The following is a 16,387-nucleotide window of genomic DNA, read 5'->3' on the forward strand; positions in this document are numbered from 1 at the left end:
TTTGATGCGAAAGGTCCTGATTGCGAACCGCGGAGAAATCGCTGTTCGAGTCGCCCGAGCCTGCGATGACGCCGGCATTTCCTCGGTGGCCGTCTATGCGGACATCGACGCCGACGCAATGCACGTGGGTGCCGCGGATGAAGCCTATAGCTTGGGCGGAAACAGCCCCGCTGAGACATACCTTAACGTCGCGAAGCTGCTAGCCGTTGCCGAACAGTCGGGGGCTGACGCCGTCCACCCCGGGTATGGCTTCCTCTCGGAAAACGCCGATTTTGCGCAAGCAGTCCTCGACGCCGGACTCGAGTGGATCGGTCCGTCACCGGAGTCGATCCGGCAGTTGGGCAACAAGATTACAGCCCGCGAGATCGCTGTCCGTGCTGGTGCCCCCCTTGTGGCCGGCAGCGATGGCCCGGTTGCTACTGCTGCTGAAGCCCGGGCATTTGCCGAGAAACACGGACTGCCGGTGGCCATCAAGGCGGCCTTTGGCGGAGGTGGTCGCGGGCTCAAGGTTGTCCGTGAACTCGCCGAAGTGGAGGAGGCTTTCGACTCCGCAGTGCGTGAAGCCATCACAGCGTTCGGGCGTGGGGAATGCTTCGTGGAACAGTACCTTGACAGGCCTCGGCACGTGGAGGCGCAGGTCATCGCGGATACCCATGGCAACGTCGTTGTGGTGGGTACGCGCGATTGCTCCCTCCAACGCCGTCACCAGAAGCTCGTGGAAGAGGCACCCGCGCCTTTCCTCACCGAGTCCCAGCAGCAACAGATCTATGACGCCGCCAAAGCAATCGTCCGCGAGGCCGGCTACTACGGCGCCGGGACTGTTGAATTCCTGGTCTCCGCAGATGGGGCCGTGGCCTTCCTCGAGGTAAACACACGCCTGCAGGTGGAGCACCCGATAACCGAGGAAACTGCTGGGATTGACCTCGTTCAGGAGCAGTTCCGCATTGCAGCCGGCCTGCCCTTGAGCATTACCGCGGATCCCATAGCCCACGGCCATTCCTTTGAGTTCCGCATCAACGCCGAGGACGTTGGCCGCGGATTCCTGCCTTCCCCGGGCGCAGTGGCATCGTTCCAAGCGCCCACGGGTCCCGGCATTCGTTTGGATACCGGCGTGAGTGCGGGCTCGTTTATTGCACCGCAGTTCGATTCGCTCCTGGCCAAATTGATTGTTACTGGTGCCGACCGCCAGCAAGCGCTGCGCCGCGCACGCCGAGCACTTGCCGAAATGGAGATCACCGGACTGCCCACCGTGTTGCCGTTCCACCGCGCGGTTGTGGAGTCCGATGACTTTACGTCCGTAGCCGGGCTGCGCGTTCACACCCGGTGGATCGAGACGGACTTTGCAGATCAGATCCCCGTTGATTCCGAATACAACGTGGTTGCCCCTGGTGGCGTGCGACGCACTATCACCGTGGACGTCGACGGCAAGCGGCTCGCGGTGGGACTCCCGGCTGATCTGCTGGAGGGTTGGGCCCGGTCAGGGCAAGGACTTCCCTCAGGCTCGGTGGTCACGGGGTTGCAGGGCGATTACGTGGGAGCGTCCAATTCAGGGGGAGCCTCACCAGCGGAATCAGCCCTGGTTTCCAGCATGGCCGGCACCGTTGTGAAGTGGCTCGTGGAGCCAGGCACCGAGGTCTCGGCAGGTGACCCCTTGCTGGTGGTGGAGGCCATGAAGATGGAAACGCAGGTGGCAGCCCACCGTGCAGGCACGCTCTCCGAGGTGCTCTCGGCACCCGGCGGTGTGGTGACAGCGGGAGCCGTGCTGGCCCACATCGAGTAGCAGCTGCTGGAACGTCGCCAACCCGCTATTCCGTCCCTGGGCAGCAACGGAATAGCGGCTTGGCAACGTGATTGCCCCGAATGGTCCTAGGCGTGCGTCGCCGCAGAGATGCCCAGCACGCTGTCCAGCAGCTCATTCCGGAACTTGCCCGACGGGTCCTTGGACTGAACCAAAGCCCGGAAGTCCTCGAAGCGTGGGTAGAGCGCGGCGAAGTCGTACAGGCTTGGCGTGAAGAGCTTGCCCCAGTGCGGCCTCGCGCCGAAGGGACGCAGTGCTTCCTCCAGTTCCGGGAGTGCCGCTTCCACCTGGGCTTGCAGTGGCTTCCATGTGAAGTGGAGGGCCACGCTTTGTTGCCGGTAGAAGGGGCTGAGCCAGAACTCGTCTGCTGCTACTGTACGAATTTCGGAGATGAACAGCAGGGGTGCCAGCTTTTCCGCGAGCTCTCGGACAGCTTGAAGAGCCGCGGGTGCATGCTCCAGGGGTAGGAGGAATTCGCTCTGCAGTTCCTCACCATTGCTCGGCGTGAATTCGTGGCGGAAGTGCGGCAGGCGGTCCAGCCATTTGCCGGGCTCGTCCAGCTGACCCGTGCAGTTCTCCGCAGACATATCCGGCAGGGGATGCATGGCGACCATGGCTGCGGTTGCTCCGAACAGGTCCGGCAACGGAGCTTCGGTATCCAGGGCTTTCAACCACACCTGCGGGATGGACTCACCGGTGTAATTCGTGAAAAAGCTGACGCTGTACGCGGCCGACGCGATGTTCGCGAAGTCAGCCAGCGCCCGCTCCCACGGCAGGCCCGTGAGCACGCGCTGCCGCATCTGATAGCTCGGGCGGACGGCCAGTTCCAGTCCTGTGACGATCCCCAGGGCGCCGACTCCCACAACGCTGGCGAGGAACTCGTCGTCGTCCGGGGTAAGCGTCACCAGCTCGCCATCTGCACGCACCAGGTCAATGCTTACGACGGCGCCAGCCAGGGAGGGATTGTTGACACCACTGCCGTGCGTCCCGGTTTGGATGGCCCCCGCTACCGAGATGTGCGGGAGTGAAGCGAGGTTGTGGATGGCATAGCCCTGTTCCTCGACTACCCGGCAAAGTGCGCCATAGCTGATACCACCGCTGACTTTGACGGTACCCTTCTCGGCATCAAGTGAGATCTCCTGGGGCAATGCATCCAGGAGAAGGTGCATGCCATCGGTGTCTGCGACCTTGTTGAACGAGTGGCGGGAACCGAGGGCCTTGATCCGCGGCGCGTTGGCCACAAGCCCGCGCAGCTGGTCCACGGAGGTGGGCCGCTGGACTTCGGCGGACGAATACTCAAGGTTTCCTGCCCAGTTCTTCATTGAATGATCTTCCCACTTGGTTACTTATCGGCTCCCGCAATTGTTAACGCTCACAACTAATTGCGTCAAGAGGCGTCCAACTGATTGATGCAGTCTCAGCTGGAGCCGCGGGACGCTAGTCCTTCAGTGGTCGGCGAGCCAGCCATGCCGCGACAATCGCGCCGGAGATGTTGTGCCACAGCGAGAAGACGGCGGAGGGCAGCGCAGCCAGCGGACTGAAGTGCGCCGTGGCAAGGGTCGCCGCCAAACCGGAGTTCTGCATGCCCACCTCGAAGGCCAAGGCGCGCCGAGCCTTGTCATCCAGGCGCCCCAGCTTGCCGGCCAGGTAGCCCAGGCCCAGCCCAAAGCCATTGTGGAGAACGACTGCCAGGAACACGATGGCCCCGGCTGCAACGATCTTGCTGGCGCTGCCTGCCACGACGATCGCCACGATCAGTGAAATCACGACGGCGGACGCCCACGGAAGTGCCGGAAGCACCTTTGCGACGAGCTTGGACAGGAAGAGTCGAGCGAGCAGGCCTGCGATGACCGGAAGCAACACGGTCTTCACGATGTCCAGCACCATGGCACCAGCATCAATGTGCAGGAACGAGCCCGCCAACAGGAGCGTCAGTGCCGGTGTGACGATAGGAGCGATCAGTGTGGAAACTGAAGCAACAGCGACCGACAATGCCACGTCACCCTTGGCGAGGAACGCCATCACGTTGGATGCCGTACCGGACGGCGCGCAGCCCACAAGGATAAGGCCGACGGCGAGCTCGGGCGGCAGCTGAAGCAGGACGGCAATCAACCAGCCTGCCCCGGGCATGATCACGTAGTGCGCCACGATGCCGAGTGCCACAGCCCATGGACGACGCGCCACAGAAGCGAAGTCGGGCGGCGTCAGCGTGAGGCCCATGCAGAACATGATGACGCCCAGCAGATAGGGAACGGCGACGCCCATAGGCTTGAACAGTTCCGGAAGGAGGAACCCGAGGACGCCGGCCAGCACAACCAGGAGCGGGAAAACCGTCACGGCTATCCGCGCGATTTTGGCCTCTGCGGCGAGGGCTGCGTTGACGGGAGCCTCGGACCCTGAAGTGTCTGTCTGGGAATTCGTTGCCTCAAGCATTTATCCATGCTCACATTGGTCCGTGGGCATGACCGAGTTCGTTACTTCCAATGCGGCATATATGTCAGATGACCGCTGTTTCGGACCCAAGTAGGTTGCAGCACTGCGCGTTTTGAGAGCTCATAACGCGCACAATTGCGACCCAGTTGGATCAGCCGTTCAGCTTTCCCGCGAGCCGTTCGCGCATGTGGATACTGGCCTCGTTGAGCCCGATGAACTCCACCTCGCGCCCATGGTTGCGGTACTTCTCGGTGACGGAATCCAGCACGGCAATAGTGGAGGCATCCCAAAGGTGCGAGTTATGGAGATCGATCACCACACGATCTATGCCCTCCGAGGAATCCTTTGCATAGTCGAACTGCGTGTACAGATCATTGGACGAGGCGAAGAAGAGTTCGCCGTCCACCGTGTACGTAGCCACGGTTTCCCCGTTGAGCTCCAGTTCGGTCCGCTCGACAGTAGCGAAGTGGGCTACGCGCCGCGCAAACAGCACCATCGCCGTCAAAACGCCGACGCCGACACCCACTGCCAGATTGTGCGTCGCCACGACAGCGGCAACGGTGATCAGCATGACTGCGGTCTCCGATTTGGGGAGTCGCTTCAGGGTGGACAGCCGAACGGAATGCCACTCGAAGGTAATCAAGGAAACGAAGATCATCACGGCAACAAGGGCCGCCATGGGAATCATGCCCACAATGTCGCCCAGGACAACCACCAGGACAAGCAGGAAGACGCCGGCCAAGAACGTTGAGAGCCGGCTCCGCGCGCCGGATCCCTTGACGTTGATCATGGTCTGTCCGATCACGGCACACCCACCCAGTCCGCCAAGGAATCCCGTGACGATGTTGGCCACTCCCTGACCCCAGGAAACCCGTGTCTTGTTGGACCGCGTGTCCGTGATATCGTCCACGAGCTTGGCTGTCAGGAGTGATTCCAGCAGTCCAACGAGGGCCATGGACAACGCGAAGGGCGCAATGATCTGGAACGTCTCCAGGTTCAGCGGGACATTGGGCAGGAAGAACCCGGGCAGGCTGTGGGGGAGCTCGCCTTTGTCACTGACCGTTGGAACATCGATGTGCCCCAGAACGGTAACCAGAGTAATGACGACGATCGCCACGAGAGGCGCAGGAATAGCCGTGGTCAGGCGAGGTACGCCAAAGACCATGACGAGTCCCACGGCAACAATTGGATAGACCATCCACGGGACATTGAAGAGTTCCGGCATCTGCGAGATGAACACCAAAATTGCCAGTGCGTTCACGAAGCCGATCATCACCGACCGAGGAATGAACCGCATGAGCCGCGTGACACCTAGTACAGCCAGGATGATCTGGAAGATACCCGCCAGGATGATCGTGGCGATCAGGTAGTCGAGTCCGTGCTCCTTCATCACGGGAGCGATGACCAGGGCAACAGCCCCTGTCGCTGCAGAGATCATGGCTGGACGACCACCAACAAGGGCCGTCACCACGCCCATGGTGAAGGAAGCGAACAACCCCACCCTGGGATCAACGCCCGCGATGATCGAGAACGCGATGGCCTCCGGAATGAGCGCCAGTGCAACCACCAGTCCAGCCAGGGATTCCGTCAGCAGGCGGCGGGGCGAGCGGAAGGTCACCCGCAGTGACACGAGTTGCTCGGGAGTCATGGCGTCCTTACAGTGCAGTCTGGCGGTAACGCTCAATCTGCTTCAGACGCCGCTGGAGGCTATCGCGCCGCGGGTGCGGAACGACGTCGGGCGCCTCAGCGGTGAGGTCAATATGTTCGGTTCCGTACTGCCACAGCAGGAGGTCATCCAGGAGGCGGTCGGGGCCCGGGGAGTAGCGGTGATCCAGGGCTTTGCGGACCTCCGTGATCCGGTTGGCACTAAGGAGCCCCGCAAGTTCCACGGTTTTGGTGAGTCCGTGGGCGGCCAGAAGTTCGGCAGCCCACCCCCAGTCGTCATCAACTTTACGGTCAACGTGGGGCAGGAGCGTACGCCAGACGTCCCGAACGCGGTTGGGAGTCAGTGGGGAAGCACCCTCACCGTGCAGGTCCCAATAACTGCGGACCTCTTCATAGCGCTCGTGGAGGTCGGCGAAGGCGCTCTCCACGGTTTCCAACATGGCCGCAGTGGCTGTGAACTGGCGATCGAAATGCGGGGTCCAGGCCCGTGGATCCTCCGCCTTGAACCGGATATCGTGCTCGATCTCGCTCCAGGCGTGCGCAAAAACAGTGCGGATCTGGCATTCGAAGAAGTAGCTGCCGTTGGCAGGCATATCCGGGTTGAAGACGTGCTGATACTCCTTGACGGCCTCATTCTGGATGGTTCGCAGGATGAGGTGCCGGCTTGAGTAACCGTACGTGCCCGATTCGATGGAACCGATGTCCTTCTCGCGGTCTCCTCGGCAATCGAAGAGCTGGCGTTGTCGCTTGATGATGTTGGCTACGGCTGCGTTCTCTGCAGGCAGTTTGGTGATGACGCGGATGCCCACCATGTCATTCAAGGTGCGGAAAGGGTCCGGGAATTTGAGGACCCGCGGGCCGCCCGGCTCCAAAGGATCATCCGTGCGGGAAATTTTTTCGCGGAACGACTCCACTGTTTTGGTTCGGCCGGTGACAAACAAGGGAGTGACCTCGGCGTCGTTGAGCATGTCCCTAAGGGTCAGCAACACATCCCGTGTGACCCGCTTCAGGGCAGGGCGAACACGCTCATAGAGCGCCACGTTCGCATCCACTGCATCGCGCTGGTCCTGGTCCAGGCTGTCCCAATTGCTTGCCATGCCCCCAGCTTACGGGGCGGGTCCGACACTGGGGCCGGCCAGCCGCCGTCGGGGTGCCCTAGCCAAAGTTGCGGGACGTCACGATAGGCTCGGTACAAAGGAGGGCGCAATGTTGCGGCACAAGTACAGCTACGGCGAACACCCCAGTCAATGGGGCGAACTCTTCATACCTGAACCGAACAACGGAAACCATCGCGGCGCGTCAGCCGTCGCGGGTGGTGTCGCGGTTGTGATCCACGGCGGCTACTGGCGCTCACAGTACGGCGCCGAGCTCGGTGAGCCCCTGGCCCGTGACCTCGCGGCGCATGGAATTACCGCCTGGAACCTCGAATACCGGCGGGCAGGCAACGGCGGTGGTTGGCCGCATACGTTCGAAGACATCCTGGCCGGCATTGACCATCTCGCTGAAATCGCCGATAAGCACGAACTCCACCTCGGCAAGGTGGTGGCTTTGGGCCACTCGGCTGGCGGTCACCTGGCTGTGTGGGCCGCCGGACGGCAGCGCCTCTCGGCCATCGGAACGCCCGACGCCGACCGCCAACTCGTGCGTGGACCGGAGGACAACGCTGTCCACCTGACGGGCGTCGTCAGCCAGTCCGGCCTCCTGAACCTTGCTGCCGCGGAAAAACTGAATCTCAGTAACGGTGCCGTCTGCAACCTCATGGGCGGCGATTCTGCCAGATACCCCAAAAGGCATAAATACGCAGACCCCATGAGTTCACTGCCCATCGATGTTCCAGTTTTCGCCGTCCATGCCACCGACGACGAAGACGTTCCCGTCAGTCAGTCCGAGGCCTACGTCGCGGCGGCAACGGCGGCCGGCAGCGCAGCGCAATTGCTGCGTGTCCCTGGGGATCACTTCGATCTCATAGATCCCAAAGCTGTGGCCTACAAGAAATGCCGCGAACTGGTACAACGCCTGCTCTCCTGAATCACTGGTAGCGCCTGCCCTTCCTCTGGCAGAGTGGTCCCATGCTGACTGTGATTGGCGAGGCCTTGGTTGACGTTGTGCAGCGCCCCAGCGGAATCGAGGCGCACGTAGGGGGCAGCCCGCTCAACGTCGCCGTTGGTTTGGCGCGTTTGGACCACCCCGTGCAGTTCATCGGGCGGTTTGGCCAGGACGCATACGGCGATTCCGTGGCGGCGCACCTCCGGTCCAGTTCCGTGATGGTCCCCCTTCCGCCCGACGGCAAACCCACCAGCGTAGCCACGGCTGTGATCGACGACGACGGCGCCGCCACCTACACCTTCGATCTCACCTGGGATTTGCCGGGCCTCGGAGAGCGGTTGCCGCTCATGCTGCAGGGGGCCACTTTGCTGCATACGGGTTCGATAGCGACCGCCTTGGAGCCAGGTGCCGCGGACGTGCTTGCCGCCGTCGAGCATGCCCATCCGGGCAGCACTATCAGCTTCGACCCCAACTGCCGCCCCAGCATCATTACCGATCGCGATTACGCACGGAGGCAGGCCGAACGCTTCGTAGTGCTCTCCGACGTCGTGAAGGCTTCTGACGAAGATCTCGAATGGCTGTATCCGGGCGTTGATCCGCTGGAGTCAGCACGCCACTGGTTGTCGCTGGGAGGTACGGAAGGACCCGCGCTGGTGGTGGTGACGCGGGGCGCGCGTGGTCCGTGGGGAATCACGGCCATCGGCGAGACCCAGGTCCCGGCGCCTTCCGTAACGGTGGTGGATACCGTTGGTGCCGGCGATTCGTTCATGGCGGGGCTGCTGTCAGCGATAGTGGACCGCGGGTTGGACGGTGCGCAAAACCGCGGGGCACTCAGAGCCATGCCGGCCGAGACCCTTGCCGCCATCATGGACCACGCGACCCGTGCTGCCGCTGTCACAGTGTCGCGGGCAGGGGCCAATCCGCCCACTCGGTCTGAGCTCAACCACAGGGCTGTTGCAAGCTAAAACTGTTGCCGGCGAAGTCCGGACAAGAGGAGGTGCACCATGAAAGACCACGATCCGTACGCCGCGACGCCCGCGCCGGAGTTACAGGTTGCGAGCGAGTCATTCACCGACGGCGATACTCTCGGCCCCGATCAGCGGAGCGGGATTCTGGGTGCGGGCGGCCAAGACATTTCTCCCCAGCTGAGCTGGAGTGGAGCTCCGGACGGAACCAGGAGTTTCGCGGTCACTATGTGGGATCCCGATGCTCCCGGCCGTGGGGGCTACTGGCATTGGGCGGTACTTAATATTCCTCCTGAGGTATCAAGCCTTCCCGCCGGTGCCGGCGGCCAGGACGGCCACGCGTTGCCCGCTGGCGCGTTCCAGTTAATGAACGACGGCGGCCGCAGCGGCTATGTTGGGGCGGCACCTCCCAGAGGGCACGGACCGCATCGGTACATAGTGGCCGTACATGCGCTGGACGTGGAGGACCTGGGCATCGAAAAGGATTCCGAGGCACGCATACTTGCTTCAGCCCTTCCTGCGCATACGTTGGCGCGCGGAACCATCACGGGTATGTTCGAGCGTTAGCTGCGGCATTTGGGTTCTCAACAGCCACGTAGACTGACATGATGCGCCTCGTAGCAAGTGATATTGACGGCACCATCCTCGGTCATGACGGCAAGATCAGTGATCGGACCGTCAAGGCATTCAAAGCATGCCGGGACGCTGGGGTGGAGCTTGTGTTCGTCACGGGCCGGCCGCCGCGGTGGTTGTATCCGCTGCAGGAACAACTCGGACACAGCGGTATCGTGATTTGCTCCAACGGCGCGGTGGTGTGGGATCTCGAAACTGAGAAGCCCATTTCTTCTTGCACATTGGATATCACATCCATTTTTGAAGCGCGACGCATCATCAAGTCCCTGCGGCCGGATGCTTTGTTCGCCGTGGAAACGCTGACTGGTTTCCAACTGGAGCCAGGCTTCCTCGAGAATGAAACCAGCGAGCTGCTCGCGGAGTTCACCCCCGCACCGCTGGACCAGACGCTAACGGCGGATGACGCCGTCGTGAAGTTCCTGGCGATAACCCGTAAAGGCACCCCGGACGAATTCCTTGCCGAAGTCCAGCCGGCCGTCGCCCATCTGGTCAGCACCACGCACTCGGCACCGCGCACCGCAATGCTTGAGATGTCCGTGCCCGGCATCAACAAGGCCGTCACCCTCGCGAAGTATGCGGAGTCGTTGGGAATCGAGGCCGCGGACGTGGTGGCCTTCGGGGATATGCCCAACGACATCGAGATGCTCCGCTGGGCCGGTCACGGCTACGCGATGGCCAGCGGCCACCCGGAAGCGATCCTCGCTGCGGGGCAACAGGCGCCACACTTCGACGACGACGGCGTGGCCCAGATCCTCGAGGCGAAACTGACGGAGCAAACGGTCTAACCACGTCCGACACGAGGGATCCAGCACCGCACCGACGCACGGTATCTGATGAATTCTGCACCAAACCGCTCTTCGAGATCGGCTTCCTCAAGCGGCCGGACGGCATAGTTCCACAGCAGTGAGCCGAGAACCGCGTAGGCGACTACCAGCCAGGACCCGAGAATGAGGCCGACCGCGGCACCTTGGGTAATGCCCGCAACAGCCATGGGATTACGAAGCCAGCGATACGGTCCGGCGATGACCAAGCGGTTGGGCATGGATGAGGGCAACGGGGTGCCAGCTCCGAGCCAAGACATGGTCACGGCGGAGGCGACGCCCAGCGCACTTGCGAGCGTCAGAAGCAGCGCTCCGGCAGGGGCGGCCATTGGCAGAAATTGCATGGAAACCTCCCATCGCTGTTCGAGGAACGTCAGGGCCAAGGGGATCACAACCAGGAAGAATCCCCAGAAAAGGATCATTTGGCCGATCGTTGCTCCCACGTTTGTTGCCGTGCGACGGCCAGCGGCTGAACGGAAGGCGAAGGGCCCCTGGATGATCCACGCCGTGGGAATCCCGCCCAGGATGACGATGCTGAGGGCTACCAGGGAACAACTGGCAGCGGCAATCATCATCAAAACGCCCAACCCTGCTTCAGTTGTCATCGTGGCGTAGACCCCAAGGGCAACGGCGACGACTCCTGTCCAAGCAGTGGCCACAAAGACGGCAGTCCTCACGCCGATTGCCGCAAGGGCGGAGGCGATGACGAAAAGGGGAATGTCGAAGGCCGCAACGGTGACGGGATCGAGGCTACCGAGGGTGGCTTCACGCACCACGGGTGACAGGAAGACGGCGATCCACCACGAAAGACCGGCGGCTGCCTGCACGGCAAAATAGGCTCGGCACAGCAGCTGCAAGCCCGATCTTGTACCTTGAGGTTTCACGGATGACGGACGCCGCGACCTGCGAGCACTGCGCGGTAGCCCTCCATGTATGTGGGGAAGGCGAACTCGAAGCCAGTCCCGCGCAGCTTCTGATTGGAGCAGCGTTTGTCTCCAGGGCAGGCGTGGGCGTCTTCCAACGCCGTCGGGGGTTCAGGGTTTCCCATTTCCAAAGCAAGAAACCGCATGACGTCACCCATCTCGGCAGCATGGTCGTCTACGCCTACGTAGACCGGATCCGGGTCCTGATCCATGGTGGTGAGGTGGACGATCATGGCCGCGGCATCGTCCCTGTGAACACGGTTGGTGTGCCGGGGTCGTGCTGGAATCACGGCTTGCCCTGACTGCACTTGGTCGATCAGTCGCGTTCGCCCCGGACCGTAAATGCCGCCGAGCCGAAGGATGATGGGTTGGGTTCCCGTTCCCCGGGTGCGGGCAAGCAGCATATTTTCAGCCTCCACCAGCACTTTGCCACTGAAGCGCGTGGGCTCGGTGGGTGTGGTTTCGTCCACCACCGCTCCGTCGGAGTCCTTATATACGGCTGTGGAGGAGACGAACAATATGCGTTCCGGTTCAATAGAATCGCGATCCAAGGCGTCCAGAGTATTTCGGAGGCCGTCTATGTACGCTGCCCGGTATGCCTCCTCGGTGGAAGAATCGGCGGCGACTGCGACCACAACGATCTTCACATCTGCTGGGATGGCCGGGACTTCACGTGAGAGGTCCGCGCGCATGCCCCGGATCCCCTCGGGGAGTTTTTCCGGAGAACGGCGAAGCCCGATCACGTCATGGCCCAACTCTGCGAAACGCAGTCCGGCTTCGGTTCCAAGGTCGCCACACCCGGCAATCAATACAGTCATGCCACTAGTTTGGCAGCCCTGATGCTCCGCCAAGCTGTCACCAACTTCCCAGTCTCCATACAACCCGCGTTCAACTTGCGTCCGTAGGCTTTCAGCCACAGACCCGTTTAGCTTGTTGGATGTAGGGGAATCATGGCCAAGCGTAGGATCAACGACTTCAACACCGCTCCGTTGCGGCGGATCGAACCGGATCACCACTGGAGGTCGCTTCGCCAGGGCGACCGCGTGAGCGTGACCCTGACGCCGGGGTACGAATCGGCTGGGATAGTGGACGCCGTTACCGGTGACGCAACGGCAGTTTGGGTGGAGCTCGACGGCGGTCGGGGCCGCACGCTGGTGCACATCAGCGATGGCGTGGCGGTGGTCCCCTTGGAGAAGGTGACGGTCACCGAGGAGTCGTAGTCGCCTATGCGCAATGGGCTACGCTTCGCATGTGACACTGCCATATTTCCTCCGCAAGGACGGCACTGTGGGCCCACTGGCCTTCGCTCACCGCGGATTCTCCATGAATGGGTTGGAGAACTCCATGGCTGCTTTTCGTGCCGCCGTTGAGCTGGGCACCCTGCACCTTGAAACTGACGTGCACACCACTTCAGATGGAGTCCTCCTCGTTTTCCATGATTCTTTCTTGGACCGGGTCACAGATTCGTCTGGCCGGATCGCCGAGCTCACGGCAGCCGAGGTGGCGCGGGCCCGCATTGGAGGAGTGGAACCCGTGCCGACTTTTGACGAGCTGGTGGCAGTCTTCCCCGATGCCCGCCTGAACCTGGACGTAAAGGACTGGAATTCCGTTAAACCGATGGCCGAGGCTATCGAGAAGCACGGCATCCATGGCCGGGTGTTGGTTACGAGTTTCTCCGACCGGCGTCGTCGTGCAGTCTTGAAACTCCTCAGCCAGCGGACGGCTTCTTCGGCTGGCAGCACCCTGACCGCGCTTTTCGTACTCCTTGGGCCCTTGCTGCCGGCGGGTTTGGCCCGCAAGGTGCTCACCGGCGTCGATGCTTTCCAAGTGCCGGTCCGCTATGGGCGATTCCCCGTGGTGACTCCCGGTTTTGTTCGTCGCGCCCACCGCTTGGGCATCCAGGTTCACGTCTGGACCGTCAACGAGCCCGCTGAAATGGGGCGTCTATTGGATCTGGGTGTGGACGGTATCGTGTCCGACCGGCTGGACCTGCTAAAGGACGTTCTGGTGCGCCGGGGGCAGTGGGTCTAAGTCGCAAACTCAGCACCCTTCTTATGGGCCGACATTGTTAGTCGTCCTGGGCTTCGATGGCTGCCTTACGGACCTGGCTGGCGCGGATCCGCCCGAGATCGAACTTGCCTCTGCGATCGAAAGTGAAGATGCCATTCTTTTCCTGAAAGACGTCCGTCAGCTGCGTATAGCAGTAACCGAACATGTCCGGGTTATCCAGGAGTACGCCACATAGTCCGTCGAAACGGGCGTAGAACTCCTCCTCGCTGCTGACACGCTGGCCGTAACCCCACGACGTCGATACATCAGTTCCGAGGCCCTCTTCTGCCGCTGCTTGGCGCGCCTCCGTTTCGTTCCACCAAATGCCGCCGAATTCAGACACGAAATATGGCTGGCCAGCGTAAGGCACAGAGTATTCCTCACCCTGTGGATTCCTGTTTACAAACGGCTTCCCGTCCGAAAGGCCCTGCTGCTCGATCCGGAACTTCTCCGGATTCTGCTCGTAGGAATGGGAATCGTAAATGTCGGTTTCGCGGATGCGGTGGGAGTATCCGGATGCGTCGATGACCGGCCGCGTGGGGTCGGCCAATTTCGTGGCAAGGAACATGGCCTGCGTGACGTCATCAAGTACCGTGAGTCGATCGTGCAGGACCTGGTGCGTTTCGTTGAGCGGGCACCAACCGACGATCGAGGGGTGGTTGAAGTCACGTTGCAGGACCTCGAGCCATTGGGCTACGAAGCTCGCTGTCGGCTTCTGGTTGTGCCCAATGGTTCCTCCTCCGGAGACGCCCCAGTCGCCGAACTCGCCCCAGACCAAGTAGCCGAGATGGTCTGCGTGGTAGAGAAAACGCTCTTCGAACACCTTTTGGTGGAGTCGTGCACCGTTGAATCCTGCCGCCATGGACAACTCGATGTCCTTGACCAGCGCAGCGTCGTCCGGCGAGGTCATCAGCGACTCCGGCCAATAGCCCTGATCGAGAACGAGTCGCTGGAACACTGCTTTGCCGTTGAGACGAACCACTTTGCCGTCAAGGGCAACTGAACGAACGGCTGCGTAGCTGCTGACGCGGTCAACCACAGTCCCTGCACCGTCCCGCACCGTCACCTCGAGGTCATAAAGGAAGGGATCCTCAATGCACCAAGGGCGCAGGGATTCGGCGGGAATGCTCAGCCGCAATGTTGGCGTGAGATCCAAGTCAGCCTTCGCCGCGGCTTCCACGGTTAGATCGCCCTTATCGCTGAGGACAGCGGTCACCGTGTGCCCCGTGCGGTTCTGGCTGATCGGAACCTCAATCGTGATGCTTGAGTCGGCCAGGTTGGGAGTCATTCGGAGGCGTTTGATGTGGACCTCGGGGACAGCCTCCATCCAGACCGTCTGCCAGATTCCAGTGGTGCGGGTGTACTGGCAATGTGTGTTGTTGTACCAGGTTGCCTGCTTGCCCCGTGCCTGCATTTCGTGCCTCGAATCGCGGACCCGGACAACGATGACCGCTTCCGTTCCGGGCTCGGCCACTCCACCAAGATCGGCGGTGAAGGGGGAGAAACCACCCCTGTGGCGGGCCACTTCAATGCCGTTGACCCAGACAGTCGCGTCGTGATCCACGGCGCCGAAGTGCAGGAGGACGTTCTGGCCGGCCCACTCCTGGGGGATGGTCACCGTCCGTCGGTACCAAACAGCTTCCATGAAATCCACGTGCTCAATTCCGGAAAGGGCGGACTCCGGGGCAAACGGCACCAGAATCTCGCTGGTGAGCTCGCGTCTGGCGAGTCCGCGCTCCAAACCTGAATCGCCGGCGTCGATCTCAAAACCCCAGGTTCCGTTGAGGTTCATCCAGTTGTCGCGGACAAGTTGGGGACGGGGATGCTCGGGCTTGGGAAGTGCCGGCATCATGTTGGGCTCTGTCAACGCATCTCCTTCGGAAGGGGAAGGGTTCAATTTCCAGTCAAGCGCATCACCGGAAAATGTGCACCCACCAGCTGGCGTACTCGCTGTACGGCGCCAACTTGTCGCTCGTCGCATTGTCTGTGGCCGCCAAATAGGAAACGTGACGTGAGATGGTGTTCCTACCACTAGCCGCCGCGCGAGGAGAATGACGTGACGAGTTTCCGCTTGGCCATCATTGATGACTATCAGCAGGTCGCCAGTGACTACGCCCCTTGGGATTCACTGCTCGACGACGGTGTGAAGGTCAGCGTTTTCAGCGCACCTTTTGTTTCCGAAGAGCAGGCCGTGGCAGCTTTGGCGCCGTTCGACATCATTGTGGCGATGCGCGAACGGACGCGCTTCCCTCGTCACGTGCTTGAGTCATTGACTAACCTGAAACTGCTCGTGACCACGGGCATGGCCAATGCTGCGATCGACCTTGAGGCAGCGTCGGAGCGTGGCATCCTGGTGTGCGGAACGGGCGGTTCGCCGGCGGCGGCACCGGAGATGACCTGGGCGTTGCTGCTCGCCTTTGCCCGCAACCTGGTTGTGGAGGAAAACTCGCTGCGGGCAGGCGACTGGCAGACCGCCGTCGGGTTTGAACTCGAAGGCAAGACGCTGGGAATCGTCGGCCTCGGCAAGATTGGGAAGCGCATTGCGGGCTACGCGAAAGCCTTTGGCATGGACGTTTTGGCGTGGAGCCAGAATCTCACGGCGGAGGCGGCCGAGGCGGTGGGCGTACGACAGGTGAGCAAAGAGGAGCTGTTCCGTGAGTCCGATGTGGTGACGTTGCACCTGCGGCTTTCAGAGCGGACCGAGGGCATCGTAGGAGCCGAAGAATTGAGGCTCCTGGGTCCCGGGGGCGTGCTCGTCAACACCGCACGGGGGCCACTGGTAGACGAGGCAGCGCTGATTCGGGCACTGGAGGAAGGCTGGATTCGTGGCGCTGCCATGGACGTCTTTGACGAGGAGCCCCTGCCCGCCGGACATGCATTGCTTCATTCCTCACGGACCGTGCTATCGCCGCACATCGGTTACGTAACGCACGAGAGCTACCGGCAGTTTTACGGCGGTGCATTCGAGGACGTCAAGGGGTGGCTCGATGGTGCCCCCATTCGTCGGCTGAACGAGTGACGCAATCTTCGTAATCGGCAATCGCTTTCCGGGCA

General features: G+C 61.8%; 15 protein-coding genes. 8 read left to right on the forward strand and 7 right to left on the reverse strand.

Features of this window, described 5'->3' with window-relative positions; all coding sequences use genetic code 11:
- Positions 1-4 precede the first annotated feature (4 nt).
- Positions 5-1,780, forward strand: a complete 1,776-nt coding sequence (locus tag AC1DD7_RS06230) for an acetyl/propionyl/methylcrotonyl-CoA carboxylase subunit alpha (protein WP_477514248.1) — start codon at positions 5-7, stop codon at positions 1,778-1,780.
- An 86-nt stretch (positions 1,781-1,866) separates the two neighbouring features.
- Here AC1DD7_RS06230 and AC1DD7_RS06235 read toward each other — a convergent pair whose 3' ends face one another.
- From AC1DD7_RS06235 to AC1DD7_RS06250, 4 genes are all read right to left on the reverse strand, one after another.
- On the reverse strand, positions 1,867-3,120 hold the full coding sequence (locus tag AC1DD7_RS06235) for a D-arabinono-1,4-lactone oxidase (protein ID WP_477514249.1): 1,254 nt from the start codon (positions 3,118-3,120) through the stop codon (positions 1,867-1,869).
- A 115-nt stretch (positions 3,121-3,235) separates the two neighbouring features.
- The gene (locus AC1DD7_RS06240; RefSeq protein ID WP_477514250.1) at positions 3,236-4,231 is read right to left on the reverse strand and encodes a bile acid:sodium symporter family protein; all 996 of its coding nucleotides are present in this window, start codon (positions 4,229-4,231) and stop codon (positions 3,236-3,238) included.
- 151 nt (positions 4,232-4,382) lie between these two features.
- Complete coding sequence (locus AC1DD7_RS06245) at positions 4,383-5,879, reverse strand: SulP family inorganic anion transporter (RefSeq protein ID WP_477514251.1); 1,497 nt, start codon at positions 5,877-5,879, stop codon at positions 4,383-4,385.
- Positions 5,880-5,886: 7 nt separating this feature from the next.
- Positions 5,887-6,993: a GTP pyrophosphokinase gene (locus AC1DD7_RS06250; RefSeq protein WP_216924310.1), complete on the reverse strand. Its 1,107-nt coding sequence runs from the start codon at positions 6,991-6,993 to the stop codon at positions 5,887-5,889.
- Between the two features lie 109 nt (positions 6,994-7,102).
- On the opposite strand from AC1DD7_RS06250, the gene AC1DD7_RS06255 reads away from it, so the two are divergent.
- From AC1DD7_RS06255 to AC1DD7_RS06270, 4 genes are read left to right on the forward strand one after another with little or no spacing between them, the layout of a single operon-like run.
- Positions 7,103-7,924, forward strand: a complete 822-nt coding sequence (locus AC1DD7_RS06255; RefSeq protein WP_477514252.1) for an alpha/beta hydrolase — start codon at positions 7,103-7,105, stop codon at positions 7,922-7,924.
- A 41-nt stretch (positions 7,925-7,965) separates the two neighbouring features.
- Positions 7,966-8,907: a carbohydrate kinase family protein gene (locus AC1DD7_RS06260; protein WP_477514253.1), complete on the forward strand. Its 942-nt coding sequence runs from the start codon at positions 7,966-7,968 to the stop codon at positions 8,905-8,907.
- 39 nt (positions 8,908-8,946) lie between these two features.
- The gene (locus AC1DD7_RS06265; RefSeq protein WP_477514254.1) at positions 8,947-9,474 is read left to right on the forward strand and encodes a YbhB/YbcL family Raf kinase inhibitor-like protein; all 528 of its coding nucleotides are present in this window, start codon (positions 8,947-8,949) and stop codon (positions 9,472-9,474) included.
- Positions 9,475-9,515: 41 nt separating this feature from the next.
- Positions 9,516-10,325 (forward strand): HAD family hydrolase, encoded by an 810-nt coding sequence (locus AC1DD7_RS06270; RefSeq protein ID WP_431120083.1) that lies wholly within the window; start codon positions 9,516-9,518, stop codon positions 10,323-10,325.
- Here AC1DD7_RS06270 and AC1DD7_RS06275 read toward each other — a convergent pair.
- The gene (locus tag AC1DD7_RS06275) at positions 10,322-11,188 is read right to left on the reverse strand and encodes a methyltransferase family protein (protein WP_477514255.1); all 867 of its coding nucleotides are present in this window, start codon (positions 11,186-11,188) and stop codon (positions 10,322-10,324) included. The genes AC1DD7_RS06270 and AC1DD7_RS06275 overlap by 4 nt on opposite strands.
- 53 nt (positions 11,189-11,241) lie before the next feature.
- Positions 11,242-12,102, reverse strand: coding sequence for an SDR family oxidoreductase (locus AC1DD7_RS06280; protein WP_477514256.1), 861 nt, complete (start codon positions 12,100-12,102; stop codon positions 11,242-11,244).
- A gap of 132 nt (positions 12,103-12,234) precedes the next feature.
- Here AC1DD7_RS06280 and AC1DD7_RS06285 point away from each other — a divergent pair, with 132 nt between their 5' ends.
- Together AC1DD7_RS06285 and AC1DD7_RS06290 are read left to right on the forward strand one after the other, a co-directional pair.
- Positions 12,235-12,504: a hypothetical protein gene (locus AC1DD7_RS06285; protein WP_477514257.1), complete on the forward strand. Its 270-nt coding sequence runs from the start codon at positions 12,235-12,237 to the stop codon at positions 12,502-12,504.
- 13 nt (positions 12,505-12,517) lie between these two features.
- Positions 12,518-13,315: a glycerophosphodiester phosphodiesterase family protein gene (locus AC1DD7_RS06290; RefSeq protein ID WP_477514258.1), complete on the forward strand. Its 798-nt coding sequence runs from the start codon at positions 12,518-12,520 to the stop codon at positions 13,313-13,315.
- Positions 13,316-13,352: 37 nt separating this feature from the next.
- Here AC1DD7_RS06290 and AC1DD7_RS06295 read toward each other — a convergent pair whose 3' ends face one another.
- Entirely contained in the window at positions 13,353-15,185 is a 1,833-nt protein-coding gene (locus AC1DD7_RS06295; RefSeq protein ID WP_477514322.1) for a glycoside hydrolase family 2 protein, read from the reverse strand.
- Positions 15,186-15,389: 204 nt separating this feature from the next.
- On the opposite strand from AC1DD7_RS06295, the gene AC1DD7_RS06300 reads away from it, so the two are divergent.
- Positions 15,390-16,352, forward strand: coding sequence for a D-2-hydroxyacid dehydrogenase family protein (locus tag AC1DD7_RS06300; RefSeq protein ID WP_477514259.1), 963 nt, complete (start codon positions 15,390-15,392; stop codon positions 16,350-16,352).
- Positions 16,353-16,387 lie beyond the last annotated feature (35 nt).

It is taken from the genome of Paenarthrobacter sp. 10L412, assembly GCF_056395565.1.